Source organism: Lacrimispora sphenoides JCM 1415 (assembly GCF_900105615.1).
Classification (GTDB): domain Bacteria; phylum Bacillota; class Clostridia; order Lachnospirales; family Lachnospiraceae; genus Lacrimispora; species Lacrimispora sphenoides.
Genome location: NZ_LT630003.1, coordinates 2,320,889 through 2,333,106, shown reverse-complemented (window position 1 = coordinate 2,333,106; position 12,218 = coordinate 2,320,889). Strand labels below are relative to the sequence as shown.

Genomic DNA, 12,218 nt, shown 5'->3' with positions numbered 1-12,218 from the left:
ATACTGGTAGGAAGAAGGGCAGAATGGAACGAAGGAATGAAGAGGGATTAACGGAAAAAGAGTTTCTTTTGCAGTATCGTCCGGGGAATTATGAACGCCCGTCGGTGACCGTGGATATGCTGATTTTTGCGGTAGATGAGGAGGAGATGGAAACAGAAGTTCTTCTCATTAAGCGGAAAAACCATCCATGCATCGGACAGTGGGCGATTCCGGGAGGTTTTGTAAATGTGGATGAATCCCTGGAGGCCGCGGCAGCCAGAGAGCTGGAGGAAGAGACGGGGTTAAAAGGTATTTGTCTGGAACAGCTCTATACATGGGGGAACGTAAAGCGTGATCCCAGAACAAGAGTCATTTCAGTATCTTATATGGCCGCAGTACCTAAGAATCAGCTGACTCCAAAGGCCGGAGATGATGCCGAAGAAGCCTGTTGGTTCCAGGTGAAGAAAAAGAAGCTCTCTGAACTGGAGAATGGAGCCACCTATGCGCTTACCATTGAAAATGAAGAGGAGCATATTTTTATGAGCTATCGGATCACCGAAACCTATGAGCGTCAGGGCATGATGTGGAAAAAGGAAACGGAGATCGATCTTTTGCCGGCCATTGATGTGCTGGATCAGGAGAAGCTGGCATTTGACCATGCTGAGATCTTAAACGTGGCAATGGACCGTTTGGAAGAATTGGAAAAAGAATATAGCGATCAGATTTTTTAGCAGATCACACCGCCTTACCCAGGCGGTGTTTTTAAGTTATTGTAAGAAAATTTTAATCGGAAAATTATGGATTTTATGCTATACTGTTGTAAGAAATGATTCTTGCATGCAGAAATATACAGGAGATAACAGGATATGGCAAAAAAATCATGCAGGCTGTGGAGCCTGGTAATCAGTATCAGCATTCTGGCGTCAATACCATCATACGGGGAGACGCCCCTAATACAGCCGTTTCCGGGATCTGCGGGACAGACAGAGTCGGGAAGCGGGCCGTCGGGAAACACGTCCGGTGAGATCGGACCTGGGGTCGGTGCCGGAACCGGCGGGGGAAGTACTCAGACGGGAGACACTCCCAATGCCGGAGGAACATTACCTGCGGACATAAAGCAACCGGTCATTCAATCGGAAGGTGCGATCCTTATGGATGCGTCTACAGGAACCCTGCTTTATTCAAAGAACGGGGAAACAAGATATTATCCTGCCAGCATTACAAAGCTTATGACCGCCCTTCTTGTTGCAGAAAAATGCAATTTGTCAGATACAGTGACATTCTCAAAGGCTGCCACCACAAACCTGGAATCAGGTGCGGTAACTCTGGGACTAACGGAGGGGGACAAGCTGACGGTAGAGCAGAGCCTTTACGGACTCATGCTAAAGTCTGCCAATGAGGTGGCCAATGGTCTGGCAGAGCATGTTTCAGGAAGTGTCAGCGCGTTTTCTGCCCTGATGAATGCCCGGGCAAAGGAGCTTGGCTGTACCGGGACCAATTTTGTCAACCCCAATGGACTTAACAGCTCCAGCCATTATACCACACCTCATGACATGGCCCTCATTGCCAGAGCAGCCTATCAGAATGACACGGTAAAAAAGGTATCCTCTACCTTAAGTTACCAGATACCGGCCACAAAGAAGGCTTCGGCCAGAACAGTGACCATGGGGCATAAGATGCTTAATCCGGGAGATTCCAGGTATTATCCGGGAGTAATAGGAGGTAAGACAGGTTTTACTTCCCTGGCCGGCAATACCTTAGTCACCTGTGTGGAAAAGAACGGCGTCCGGCTGATAGCGGTTATCATGAAGAGTAAATCCACTCATTATGAAGATACAAAGTCTCTGCTTGATTATGGATTTGCCTTAAAGGCAGCCGGCGGGACAGCAAAAGCTTCTTCCCAGGGCTGGGTCCAGGAGGGGACGAAGTGGTATTACGGAAAGCAGGATGGGAATAAGGCCTGCAACGAGTGGCAGAATATAAACGGAGTGTATTACTGGTTTGACACAGATTCTTTTATGGCGGCAAGCCGCTGGGTGGAGAGCAATGGGAAGTGGTATTATCTGGGAGCCAATGGAGCCATGCTTAAGGATACCATTACGCCCGATGGATACAGCCTGGATTCTTCCGGTGCCTGGATCCGGTAGGAACATGGATGTTTTTGGCATAGAAAAAGAGCCTATAGGCTCTTTTTCTATGCCAAATCCTCTGAAGGAGCATTGTCCTGTTTTGTTTCCGTATCGCTTTCTGACATCAGGGTGGCCTCGCTTATATCGGCCCGGTATTCCATGATTTCTTCCACATCGCAGTCCAGAATCCTGCAGAGCATATCAATGGTATGAGTGGAAACGAAGTTATTTTTCTTAAGCCGCCCGATTTGCCCGGCACTGACCTTGCAGTACTTTATCAGATGATACTGGCTGATGTTTTTCTTTTTCATGGTTTCCCATAGTCTGTCATAAACAATCATGATTTATCACCTCTGTCCTTAATTAAACCGTGATTATCCAGTATTGCATATTATCCATAAGTGGTTTATATTATGAGAAAGGAGGATTATATCAATGAAAAAGAATATATTTAACGTGATTTTTTATCTTATCTGCTTTTCTGTTCTCTTCAAATCCATCTACCGCCTTGCGTATACAGTCCCGCCGGCTCCGGGAACTCCAGGTTACCAGGAATATTATTACGGTACCATTGTCATGAGTATTGGCATCGGGCTTATGGTTATTGTGCCCAATCTCATCATTGAATATCTGATGGGCAACTGGTCCTCTTAGACTTGACGCAGACAGGCCCTTCATTGTATGATGAACAGAAAGCAGGAAAAAGAATGAAGGAAGAAGAGGAGAGATCAGATGGGGTTTGCTGCCGTAGCTATTTGCGCCGCAGTGGGCGCAGGCTTATATTTGCGTTCCGAATATGAAAAAGAACAGCTTAGCATAGAGAGAACTGTTTTTGAAAGCGCTAAGATAAAAGCGGATCGTACCATTGTGTTCCTTTCCGATCTTCACGAACACCGGTTTGGCGACGGCAATGAAAGGCTGTTGGCCGCTGTTAATGAGGCGGCTCCTGATCTTGTGCTGGTAGGCGGTGATATGATCATCAGCAAAGGGAACGCGGATATGGCCGCTGCCTTAGAGCTTTTGGAAAAGCTGGCAGGTAAATATCCTGTCTTTTGCGGCAATGGCAATCATGAGAACCGTCTGCTTTGGGAACACCAGGTGTACGGAGGCGCATATGAAGCTTATGTGCACAGTTTAAAAAAGCTTGGAATCAAAGTTCTTGATAACCGGACAGAATGGTATGGGGAAGATATCGCTGTTACCGGGATTGATCTAAAAAAAGGGGCTTACCGGAAGTTCCATCCGGATCATTTGACAGAGGATGAGATTGAACAAAAGGTGGGAAAGGCAGCGAAGGAGCGGTTTCAGATTCTGCTGTGCCATTCTCCCCTTTATTTTTCCTCATGCAGAAGCTGGGGAGCAGATTTGACTCTGTCCGGCCACTTTCATGGGGGAACCATAAGGCTCCCATACCTTGGAGGGGTCATGACACCTCAATATCAATTTTTCCTTCCATACTGCGCCGGAGAGTTTACAGAAGATGGGAGGCATATGATCGTAAGCAGAGGGCTTGGAACCCATTCCATTAATATCCGCTTAAACAACAAACCTCAACTGGTAGTGGTGGATTTAAAAATGAAATCATGATTTTGGGCCTTCCATATATTTACAGATGAAGCAGGATTTGATATACTGGTCAAAGGCATGTCTTATTCTGCCTTGGAGGATTTTATGGGAATCTCTTATAAACTGGATAATTTCGAGGGGCCGCTGGATTTACTGCTTCATTTGATCGAAAAGAATAAGGTGAATATCTACGACATTCCCATTGCGACGATCACGGAGCAGTACCTGGACTTTGTAAATCATATGGAAACAGAGGATTTAAACATTGTCAGCGAATTTCTTGTCATGGCTGCGACCCTCATTGATATAAAGGCGCGCATGCTGCTTCCCAGGGAAACCAATGAGGAAGGCGAGGAAGAGGATCCCAGGGCCGAGCTTGTGGCACGCCTATTGGAATACAAATATTATAAATATATGTCTCTGGAGCTTAAGGACCGGGAAGTGGGAGCGGAACGTCTGCTGTATAAATCCCCTTCCATTCCGCCTGAGGTGGCAAAGTACGAACCGCCGGTGGATTTGGACAAGCTCCTTGACGGGCTTACCCTGGCGAAACTCCAGGAGATTTTCCGGGCGGTCACGAAACGTAAGTCGGACCGCGTGGATCCTATCCGCAGCCGGTTTGGCAATATCCGGAGGGAATCCATAAGCCTGGAAGACAAGATAAAATCGGTCATGGATTATGCCAGAGAGCACAGGAAATTTTCTTTCCGCGGGCTGCTTGAGCAGCAGCCGGACCGGACCCTGGTTGTTGTGACATTTTTAGCGCTTCTGGAGCTCATGAAGATCGGCAAGATCAGGCTGACCCAGGAGCATTTGTTTGATGATATGTTCATTGAAACCCTGGAACCGGAAGGGGAAGACGGGGAACTGGATTTGTCGGAACTGCAGGATGAAGGGGAAGGAATTAAGGGAGAGGAAATCGATGGAATCGATGGATAAGGATACTCTATTGCCCGATGGGCCGAAGAAGAGCACAAAAGAAGAAAAGGTGTGGGAAGCCGTGATCGAGGCGGTTCTCTTTACCATGGGGAATTCCGTTGAACTTAAGGCTCTTGCTGCAGCGATTGAACAGGATGAGGCCACTGCTAAGGAAGTAGTTCTCCGTTTGATGAAGCGCTATGATACGGGGAAAAGAGGGATGCAGATCCTTGAACTGGAAAACAGCTATCAGATGTGCACGCGGTCTGAATATTATGAGAACTTGATCCGTGTGGCATCTGCGCCTAAAAAGCAGGTTCTTACGGATGTGGTTTTAGAGACGCTGTCCATCATAGCTTACAAGCAGCCTGTGACAAAGCTTGAAATAGAGAAAATCAGGGGCGTTAAATCAGATCATGCGGTCAATAAGCTGGTGGAATACAACCTGGTATATGAAGTGGGCCGTGTGGATGCTCCCGGCCGTCCGGCACTATTTGCCACCACAGAAGAATTTTTAAGAAGATTTGGCATTGGATCTACTCAGAATCTTCCGGTTGCCGATCCGGTTGTAACAGCTGAGATACGGATGGAAGTGGAAGAGGAGCTTTCTGAAAGCGGTGATTTAATTCCGGCAGAAGATAAAAAAGATGATAACATTCAGGAGGACATAAGGTGACACAAACCATTAGAATCAAATATTTTACGGATAAAATAGAACGTTTACGCTACATTGACGGCAAATCTGACTGGATTGATCTGCGGGCAGCACAGGAAGTGGAGATGAAGGCAGGCGAGTTTAAACTGATCCCTCTGGGGATAGCGATGGAACTGCCGGCTGGATTTGAAGCCCATGTGGTTCCAAGAAGCAGCACATTTAAAAATTACGGCGTGATTCAGACCAACAGCATGGGAATCATTGATGAGACATACTGTGGGGACAATGACCAGTGGTTTTTCCCTGCTTATGCGCTGCGGGATACGGTGATCCATGTAAATGACCGCATCTGCCAGTTCCGCATTATGGAGCATCAGCCTGCTTTATGTTTAGAAGAAGTGGAACTTCTGGGACATGAGGACCGCGGCGGACATGGAAGCACGGGAAAACAATAATATTGGTGAGATAGTGGCGAATCGAACGTCTTTAAGTTGGAGATAATAGCATGAGAAGAAAGACAGGATATACAGCTGCCATCCTTGGACTGGCACTGACAGTTACCATAGCAGCAGGTGGCTGCGGAAAAAAGGATTACAAATATTCTTTCCGGACCGCTGGAATCGAGGCTCTTAAGCAGGGCAATTATGACAATGCCGTGGAAGCCTTTGATCAGGCCATCAAATTATCCAAAGGATTAGTTGGGAAGTTTGATGTTGATGTGTTAAAGTACCGGGCAGAAGCTGAATACCTGGCAGGAGACTATTCTTCCGCCGCAGATACCTATGGCATACTCATAAAGGTGGATGAAGAACGGCCGGAATATTTAAATCTGCGTTCAGTTTCAAGGGCAGGGGCCGGAGATTTAAACGGCGCCATAGAGGACTATAAGAAAAGCGCTGAACTGGATAAAGAGAAAAAGGCACCGGGCAGGATGAAAGCCCTGCTGGCTGCAGGAGCAGCCATGGAAAAGGCCGGAACGGCTTCTGATGCCATGAGCCTCTATGAGGAGGCCCTTAGTGACGGGGAAGAAAGCGCACAGCTTTATAACCGGATGGGCTTATGTAAGATGGCCGGGGAAGATTGGGATGGAGCGGCCGAATATTTTAAGAAGGGCCTTTTAGCAACCGACAGTAAAGAGGTCCCGGAACTTTTGTTTAATCAGGCGGTTGCCGAGGAGCGTAAAGGGGAATTTAAAACAGCCCTGGATCTGATGCAGCAGTATGTCTCAGCTCACGGCCCTGATGAGGAAGCGGAGCGGGAGATCACATTTTTAAAGACAAGATAGGTTGGAATGATTGATGGCAGAGCTGATTGAGTTAAAGGAAATAGAAGAACGGGTGATCCTGGTGGCAGTCAGTACCGAGGATGAGAATGACACAAAGGCGTCCCTTGACGAGCTGGAAGAGCTGGTAAAAACGGCAGGAGCCGTTACCGTGGATAAGATAATCCAGAACCGGGAGAGTATCCATCCGGGTACTTATCTGGGAAAAGGAAAGATTGAAGAAATAAAGGATCGTATCTGGGAGCTTGATGCAACCGGAATTGTCTGCGACGATGAACTGTCTCCGGCCCAGCTTCGTAATTTGGAAGAGGCCCTGGATACAAAGATCATGGACCGGACCATGGTGATCCTGGATATTTTTGCTTCCAGGGCCACCACAAGGGAAGGGAAGATCCAGGTGGAGCTGGCTCAGCTTAAGTACCGGTCGGCCCGTCTGGTGGGCCTTAGAAGCTCCTTGTCCCGATTGGGAGGCGGAATCGGAACCCGCGGACCAGGAGAGAAAAAGCTGGAAATGGACCGGCGTCTGATCCATGACAGGATCGGAATGCTAAAGGCTGATTTAGAGGATGTAAAGCGTCACAGAGAAGTTGTCAGACAGCAGAGGGATAAAAACCATGTTCCCACCGCCGCCATCGTAGGCTATACCAATGCAGGGAAATCCACCTTGTTAAACAGGCTTACAGATGCCGGGATACTGGCTGAGGATAAGCTCTTTGCTACCCTGGATCCAACCACAAGAAATTTGAGCCTGCCGGGCGGGCAGCAGATTCTTTTAACGGATACGGTAGGATTTATCAGAAAGCTTCCCCATCATTTGATCGAAGCCTTTAAAAGTACTCTGGAAGAAGCCAAGTACAGCGATATCATCCTTCATGTGGTGGATTGCTCCAATCCCCAGATGGACATGCAGATGTATGTTGTGTATGAAACTTTGAGGGAGCTTGGGGTTTGCGATAAGGTGATGGTCACGGTGTTCAATAAGATCGACACGGCAGAAGGCGGTGTGATCCTAAGGGATGTTTCTTCCGATCATCAGGTGAGGATCTCTGCAAAAACCGGAGAAGGCCTTGACGAACTTTTAAATCTTTTAGAAACCATTCTTAGAAACCAGAAAGTATATCTGGAAAAGGTTTATTCCTATAAGGAAGCAGGGAAAATCCAGCTGATCCGCAAATACGGACAGCTGCTTAAGGAAGAATATCAGGAAGACGGGATTCTGGTGAACGCCTATGTGCCATCGGAGCTGTTTGCCTCTCTGGCAGACAATGCCGATGCTTTTGATGAATGAAAAACACAATATGTGGATTAGTGTTAAAAAACTAATCCACATATTGTGTTTTTTCTTTTCTTCTGCTATAATGTATTTATCAGAAATCGCTTTTCAGATCTCTGAAAAAAGGCAGTATTTTTTACTGCCGTACATACGATTGTCGGAAGTATTTTTTTATTCCGATAATGTTATTGCTAATCAGAAATCGGTTTTTGGATTTCTGATAAAAGGCAGTATTTTTACTGCCGTACATCGGATTATGAAAACTTGTTTTCATAATGTACTGTATGATAAAAATAGGAACATAAGGGGTTTTGCAGAGGAAAGGAGTTTAGTTTTATGATCCAGGTGGTAAAGAGAGATGGGGAAAGTGCTGAATTCAGTCTGAATAAAATCACGGAAGCGATTAAAAAAGCATTTAAAGCCACTCAAAAGGAGTATAACAATGAAATACTGGAACTGCTGTCTCTTCGGGTAACTGCTGATTTTCAGGGAAAGATGACAGGGGGCCAGGTCGCGGTAGAACAGATTCAGGACAGTGTAGAACACGTTCTTGAGCAGGCGGGATATACCGATGTGGCGAAGGCTTATATTTTATACAGGAAGCAGAGAGAAAAGATACGGAATATGAAGGATACCATTCTGGATTACAAGGCTGTGGTAAACAGCTACGTAAAGGTAGAGGATTGGCGTGTCAAAGAAAATTCCACTGTTACCTATTCCGTTGGAGGGCTGATATTAAGCAACTCCGGTGCGGTTACGGCGAATTACTGGCTGTCTGAAATTTATGACCAGGAGATCGCTAATGCACACAGGAACGCGGATGTCCATATCCACGATTTGTCCATGCTCACCGGATACTGTGCCGGCTGGTCCTTAAAGCAGCTTCTTCTTGAGGGGCTTGGCGGAATACCGGGAAAGATCACTTCTTCCCCTGCAAAGCATTTATCCGTACTTTGCAACCAAATGGTCAATTTCCTGGGAATCATGCAGAATGAATGGGCGGGAGCCCAGGCCTTTTCTTCTTTTGATACTTATCTGGCTCCTTTTGTAAAGGCTGATGATTTATCCTACCGGGAAGTGAAGAAATGCATTGAATCCTTTATCTATGGCGTGAATACGCCAAGCCGCTGGGGAACTCAGGCTCCATTCTCCAATATTACTCTGGACTGGACCGTTCCTGCTGATATGGCAGAGCTTAACGCAATCATTGGCGGGGAAGAAGCGGACTTTAAGTATAAAGACTGCAAGGCCGAGATGGATATGATCAATAAGGCCTTTATTGAAACCATGATAGAGGGAGACGCCAATGGGCGAGGCTTCCAGTATCCCATCCCTACTTACTCCATTACCAGGGATTTTGACTGGTCCAATACTGAAAATAACCGGCTGCTGTTTGAGATGACCTCCAAATACGGTACCCCTTACTTTTCAAATTATATAAACAGCGATATGGAGCCAAGCGATGTAAGGAGTATGTGCTGCCGTTTGCGCCTTGATTTAAGAGAACTTAGAAGAAAAACCGGCGGATTCTTCGGCTCCGGCGAAAGCACCGGTTCCGTGGGCGTTGTGACCATCAACATGCCAAGAATCGCTTACCTTTCCTATAATGAGGCTGATTTCTACAAACGCCTGGATCATATGATGGATATTTCAGCGCGGTCATTAAAGACCAAGCGGGAAGTTATAACAAAACTTTTGAATCAGGGACTCTATCCTTATACGAAACGCTATCTGGGCAGCTTTGAAAATCATTTTTCCACCATTGGCCTGATCGGAATGAACGAAGTAGGCTTAAATGCCAAGTGGCTGGGTCAGGATATGACAAATGAAAAAACAAGACAGTTTACAAAGAATGTGTTAAATCACATGAGGGAAAGGCTTTCCGATTACCAGGAAATCTACGGAGATCTCTACAATCTGGAGGCAACCCCGGCAGAGTCCACCACATACCGTCTGGCAAAGCATGACAAGAAGCATTATCCGGATATCATAACAGCCGGAAACCCGGGAGATACCCCTTATTATACCAACAGCTCCCACCTTCCTGTGGATTATACGGCAGATATCTTTGACGCGCTTGATATTCAGGATGAGCTGCAGACCCTCTATACTTCAGGAACCGTATTCCATGCGTTCCTGGGAGAGAAGCTTCCTGACTGGGAAGCTGCGGCAAAGCTGGTGCACACCATTGCGGAGAATTACAAGCTGCCTTATTATACATTGTCGCCGACCTATTCCATTTGTGCGGAACACGGATATCTTTCCGGTGAGCATAATGTATGCCCGGTCTGCGGAAAAAAGGCTGAGGTATACAGCCGGATCACCGGATATTACCGGCCGGTGCAGAACTGGAATGAGGGTAAAACCCAGGAATACAAGAACCGGACAACATACGATCCTGTCCGCTCTGTACTGAAAAAAGGAGCTGCTTTGGATGTCCAGGATAAGGCATCGGTGAAAAAGGCTGGGATTCCGGCCGGGACCTATCTCTTTACGACTAAGACCTGCCCGAATTGCCGGATGGCAAAACAGTTTTTACAAAACATGGATTATGAAGTAGTAGATGCAGAGGAAAATGCAGAGCTTGCCACAAGGTTTGGGATTATGCAGGCCCCTACTCTGGTGGTTATAAAGAACGATCAGATCCAGAAGATCACCAATGCTTCTGAAATCAGAAAGTTTGCGGAAAGCACGATCTGCTGAAAGAGATCCCCTCCATCAGTCCATCATTAAGATATGGTAGTCAGTAAAAAGATTCCATGCTATAATGGCATGGAATCTTTTGTCATTTCAAGCAAAAAAAGGGGCCGCCGGAATATGAGAATAGCGGGCCCTGTTTGGAAATATGGCAGAAAAATGTGACTGAAGAGGAGCTTAGAAAGATGGGAAGAGAAAAATTTTCATCGCGTCTGGGATTTATCCTGATCTCAGCGGGATGTGCCATTGGCCTTGGAAACGTCTGGCGTTTTCCATATATTGTGGGTCAATATGGAGGAGCGGCTTTTGTTCTGATTTATGCGGTGTTTCTGCTTATTTTGGGGCTGCCTATTGTGGTAATGGAGTTTGCCGTGGGACGTGCAAGCCAGAAGAGCATTGCATTGTCCTATGATGTGCTGGAGTCAAAGGGCAGCAAATGGCATTATGCCAAGTATCTGGGAATGGCAGGAAATTACATTCTTATGATGTTTTATACCACGGTTTCCGGTTGGATGGTTTTATATTTTCTTAAGATGGCAAAAGGAGATTTTGTGGGCCTTGATGCGGAAGGAGTAGCCGCAGAGTTTGGGAACATGCTGGCGGATCCTGTTATCATGGGGATATTTATGATCATTATGGTGGTCGGCTGCTTTTCTATCTGTGCCAGAGGGCTTCAGGGCGGTGTGGAAAAGATTACAAAATGGATGATGTTATGCCTTTTGGGCCTAATGGCCATACTGGCCGTTCATTCGGTGCTCATGGAAAACAGCAGGGCAGGACTGGAATTTTACTTAAAGCCTGATTTCGGCAAGATCAGGGAAGCGGGAATCGGCGAGGTCATATTCGCTGCCATGGGACAGGCTTTTTTCACCTTAAGCATTGGAATCGGCGCTCTTGCCATCTTTGGAAGCTATATCGGCAAGGAACACAGGCTGGCTGGAGAAGCCATCAGTGTGGCTGTTTTGGATACTTTTGTGGCTTTTATGGCGGGACTTATTATTTTCCCTGCCTGCTTTGCATTTCAGATCGAGCCAGGCCAAGGGCCAAAGCTGGTCTTTGTGACTCTGCCCAACGTATTTAACAACATGGCAGGCGGAAGACTGCTAGGAAGTCTGTTCTTCCTTTTTATGTCATTTGCAGCTATTTCCACGGTAATTGCAGTTTTCCAGAATATCGTATCTTTTGCCACAGATTTGACCGGATGCACCGTAAAAAAAGCGGTGTGGGTGAATGCAGCTGCCATTATCCTTTTGTCCCTGCCCTGTGTGCTTGGATTTAATGTGTGGAGCGGATTTATGCCCTTTGGCGAGGGAAGCAATGTACTGGACTTGGAAGACTTTATTATCAGCAATAACTTACTTCCCTTAGGAAGCCTGATCTACCTGGCTTTCTGTACTTCCAGATATGGCTGGGGATTTGAGAATTTCATGAAGGAAGCCAATGAAGGAAAGGGAATCCGCTTTCCCAGATGGGCAAGGGCGTATGTAACGTATGTTCTTCCTGTCATTGTTCTGGTGATCTTTATCCAGGGTTATGTGGCTAAATTCTTTTAACAGGAAAAGTACAACCGTATTTCAGAACAGAGGCCCGCAGGCCAAACCCTGCAGGCCTCTGTTCTGCTATTTTTCCTTGCGGGATCAGATCTGTTTATTTTAAACGGCAGGCTGGAAGAAATAGACTTGTAAAAATAAATATGGTATATTATGTCATATCATGCAG

General features: G+C 46.5%; 12 protein-coding genes. 11 read left to right on the top strand and 1 reads right to left on the bottom strand.

Annotated features, from left to right (window positions below):
* Positions 1 to 23: 23 nt before the first annotated feature.
* Together BMX69_RS10450 and BMX69_RS10445 are read left to right on the top strand one after the other, a co-directional pair.
* Positions 24 to 710 carry an NUDIX domain-containing protein gene (locus BMX69_RS10450; protein ID WP_054789916.1) on the top strand — a complete coding sequence of 229 codons (687 nt, stop codon included), beginning with the start codon at positions 24 to 26 and terminating at the stop codon, positions 708 to 710.
* Positions 711 to 845: 135 nt separating this feature from the next.
* On the top strand, positions 846 to 2,126 hold the full coding sequence (locus BMX69_RS10445; RefSeq protein ID WP_100042304.1) for a serine hydrolase: 1,281 nt from the start codon (positions 846 to 848) through the stop codon (positions 2,124 to 2,126).
* A 47-nt stretch (positions 2,127 to 2,173) separates the two neighbouring features.
* Here the strand turns inward: BMX69_RS10445 and BMX69_RS10440 are convergent, their stop codons facing one another.
* Complete coding sequence (locus BMX69_RS10440; RefSeq protein ID WP_054789917.1) at positions 2,174 to 2,449, bottom strand: helix-turn-helix domain-containing protein; 276 nt, start codon at positions 2,447 to 2,449, stop codon at positions 2,174 to 2,176.
* A gap of 94 nt (positions 2,450 to 2,543) precedes the next feature.
* Between BMX69_RS10440 and BMX69_RS10435 the strand changes: the two genes are divergently transcribed.
* The 9 genes from BMX69_RS10435 to BMX69_RS10390 all read left to right on the top strand — a co-directional run bounded on the left by BMX69_RS10435 (position 2,544) and on the right by BMX69_RS10390 (position 12,052).
* Complete coding sequence (locus tag BMX69_RS10435; RefSeq protein WP_100042303.1) at positions 2,544 to 2,762, top strand: hypothetical protein; 219 nt, start codon at positions 2,544 to 2,546, stop codon at positions 2,760 to 2,762.
* A 78-nt stretch (positions 2,763 to 2,840) separates the two neighbouring features.
* The gene (locus BMX69_RS10430) at positions 2,841 to 3,695 is read left to right on the top strand and encodes a metallophosphoesterase (protein WP_054789918.1); all 855 of its coding nucleotides are present in this window, start codon (positions 2,841 to 2,843) and stop codon (positions 3,693 to 3,695) included.
* Positions 3,696 to 3,779: 84 nt separating this feature from the next.
* The gene (locus BMX69_RS10425) at positions 3,780 to 4,613 is read left to right on the top strand and encodes a segregation and condensation protein A (protein WP_054790016.1); all 834 of its coding nucleotides are present in this window, start codon (positions 3,780 to 3,782) and stop codon (positions 4,611 to 4,613) included.
* The gene (gene scpB, locus BMX69_RS10420; RefSeq protein ID WP_242941402.1) at positions 4,597 to 5,268 is read left to right on the top strand and encodes an SMC-Scp complex subunit ScpB; all 672 of its coding nucleotides are present in this window, start codon (positions 4,597 to 4,599) and stop codon (positions 5,266 to 5,268) included. The genes BMX69_RS10425 and scpB overlap by 17 nt, the downstream gene beginning before the upstream one ends.
* A complete protein-coding gene (locus BMX69_RS10415) occupies positions 5,265 to 5,702 on the top strand; it encodes a dUTP diphosphatase (RefSeq protein ID WP_100042302.1) in 438 nt (145 codons plus the stop codon). Before scpB ends, BMX69_RS10415 begins: the two co-directional genes overlap by 4 nt.
* Before the next feature lie 50 nt (positions 5,703 to 5,752).
* Positions 5,753 to 6,532, top strand: coding sequence for a tetratricopeptide repeat protein (locus BMX69_RS10410; RefSeq protein WP_100042301.1), 780 nt, complete (start codon positions 5,753 to 5,755; stop codon positions 6,530 to 6,532).
* Positions 6,533 to 6,545: 13 nt separating this feature from the next.
* Positions 6,546 to 7,817: a GTPase HflX gene (gene hflX / locus BMX69_RS10405; RefSeq protein ID WP_054790018.1), complete on the top strand. Its 1,272-nt coding sequence runs from the start codon at positions 6,546 to 6,548 to the stop codon at positions 7,815 to 7,817.
* A gap of 321 nt (positions 7,818 to 8,138) precedes the next feature.
* Positions 8,139 to 10,505: a ribonucleoside triphosphate reductase gene (locus BMX69_RS10395; RefSeq protein ID WP_100042299.1), complete on the top strand. Its 2,367-nt coding sequence runs from the start codon at positions 8,139 to 8,141 to the stop codon at positions 10,503 to 10,505.
* A gap of 179 nt (positions 10,506 to 10,684) precedes the next feature.
* Positions 10,685 to 12,052, top strand: a complete 1,368-nt coding sequence (locus BMX69_RS10390; RefSeq protein WP_100042298.1) for a sodium-dependent transporter — start codon at positions 10,685 to 10,687, stop codon at positions 12,050 to 12,052.
* Positions 12,053 to 12,218 lie beyond the last annotated feature (166 nt).

Bases quoted from the DNA above. Each gene is read 5' to 3' on its own strand.
- BMX69_RS10440 (WP_054789917.1), bottom strand. From the start codon at position 2,449: ATGATTGTTTATGACAGACTATGGGAAACCATGAAAAAGAAAAACATC.
- scpB (WP_242941402.1), top strand. From the start codon at position 4,597: ATGGAATCGATGGATAAGGATACTCTATTGCCCGATGGGCCGAAGAAG.
- hflX (WP_054790018.1), top strand. From the start codon at position 6,546: ATGGCAGAGCTGATTGAGTTAAAGGAAATAGAAGAACGGGTGATCCTG.
- BMX69_RS10395 (WP_100042299.1), top strand. From the start codon at position 8,139: ATGATCCAGGTGGTAAAGAGAGATGGGGAAAGTGCTGAATTCAGTCTG.
- BMX69_RS10435 (WP_100042303.1), top strand. From the start codon at position 2,544: ATGAAAAAGAATATATTTAACGTGATTTTTTATCTTATCTGCTTTTCT.
- BMX69_RS10390 (WP_100042298.1), top strand. From the start codon at position 10,685: ATGGGAAGAGAAAAATTTTCATCGCGTCTGGGATTTATCCTGATCTCA.
- BMX69_RS10450 (WP_054789916.1), top strand. From the start codon at position 24: ATGGAACGAAGGAATGAAGAGGGATTAACGGAAAAAGAGTTTCTTTTG.
- BMX69_RS10425 (WP_054790016.1), top strand. From the start codon at position 3,780: ATGGGAATCTCTTATAAACTGGATAATTTCGAGGGGCCGCTGGATTTA.
- BMX69_RS10410 (WP_100042301.1), top strand. From the start codon at position 5,753: ATGAGAAGAAAGACAGGATATACAGCTGCCATCCTTGGACTGGCACTG.
- BMX69_RS10430 (WP_054789918.1), top strand. From the start codon at position 2,841: ATGGGGTTTGCTGCCGTAGCTATTTGCGCCGCAGTGGGCGCAGGCTTA.
- BMX69_RS10445 (WP_100042304.1), top strand. From the start codon at position 846: ATGGCAAAAAAATCATGCAGGCTGTGGAGCCTGGTAATCAGTATCAGC.